Genomic DNA, 1,154 nt, shown 5'->3' with positions numbered 1-1,154 from the left:
TTGCAGTCAGCATTAATATACCAGTTTTTCGCACCCGTCCGGTACAAGCCACGTTTTACTCGCCTACCTGTTTCTTTCCACCCATCGGGTTTTTCACCGATTGTAGGCAGAAAATCACGGTCTACAAATGATGCCTTAGACGTGTAGCTTTCTTCAGTCTCAACAAACTGGATACCGTGCTGTTCGCACAGTTGAGCGATTCGCTTCTTTAATCGTGCCGTAGGAATTTGGACAAACTTTTGATTTGTTTTCTTGCCCATATTGGCAGAATCTTTCTGCTTTTTGTTCCATCCAAAAACGATAACACCGATGCCGTTCTCGATACAGTGATTGATAACTAAACGAGCTGCTTTGTTGACGGCATCACGCATCTGACGGTTTCGCTTGGAGGTTAATCGCACCAGTTGATGCGACCAAAAACCGTTATATTTGCCCTCCCTCAAAGTTGCTACTCGCTTGTTGTACCACTGGTTAACCGACTTGAGATGCTTACCATCAATAATAAAGCTTGTCCCTAAGTTGCTGACACAAGTAAGCCAGTTATCAATGCCATGATCGACACCTAGGGCTTTTTGATGATTGACGGCAACTTGGACGCTGAGTGATTTGTAAACAAATTCGGCGTAAAAGCAGCCATTTCTCGGGAGGATTCTAATTTCTCGAAGGTCGGCATAATCCAGGTTAGAAGGCATGGGAAGAAGAAAATTCTTCAGTCCAAACCAAGCTTTTACTTTTTGTCCGAGAGGGATTGAGATTTGACCATCAATTAACTTTTTTCCAAGCGCTTGCTTCGGATAAGCAATTAAATGAAGCCCGCCAGAAGTACGGTAAGAAGGAAATTTTGGCGCTCGCTCAAGCTGGCCTTCCCGAAATAACTTTATCAGTCCTTTGAAAGATTTTACCGACTCACCGACAGCACCACAAGTTCGCCCTGCAGCTTGAGCGCATAAAGCCCCGTAATGAGGATTACCCTTTAACGCATTGATTACGTCAAACGGACGGACGTAAATATGAGCTTTAAAAAATATTTGACGAGCGTAGTAAACTGCACAATTGTGTAATTTATTTGATTCCCCGCAAATATATTCTAGAACCGCTTTCAATTTTTTGTCAGGTTTGATTAAAACTTGTTGACATCCAAACACACAAGTCAC

Annotated in this window: 1 protein-coding gene; it reads right to left on the bottom strand. The window is 42.9% G+C overall.

Translation table 11 applies throughout. The features are described from left to right. On the bottom strand, nt 1-1,103 hold a 1,103-nt coding region (locus QUB56_RS36970), incomplete at its 3' end, for a transposase (protein WP_332961314.1). Between the last annotated feature and the right edge of the window lie 51 nt (nt 1,104-1,154).

Origin of the sequence: Microcoleus sp. AR_TQ3_B6 (genome assembly GCF_036702785.1) — a bacterium.
Lineage (GTDB): Bacteria > Cyanobacteriota > Cyanobacteriia > Cyanobacteriales > Microcoleaceae > Microcoleus.
This window is presented reverse-complemented; position numbering and strand designations above follow the sequence as displayed.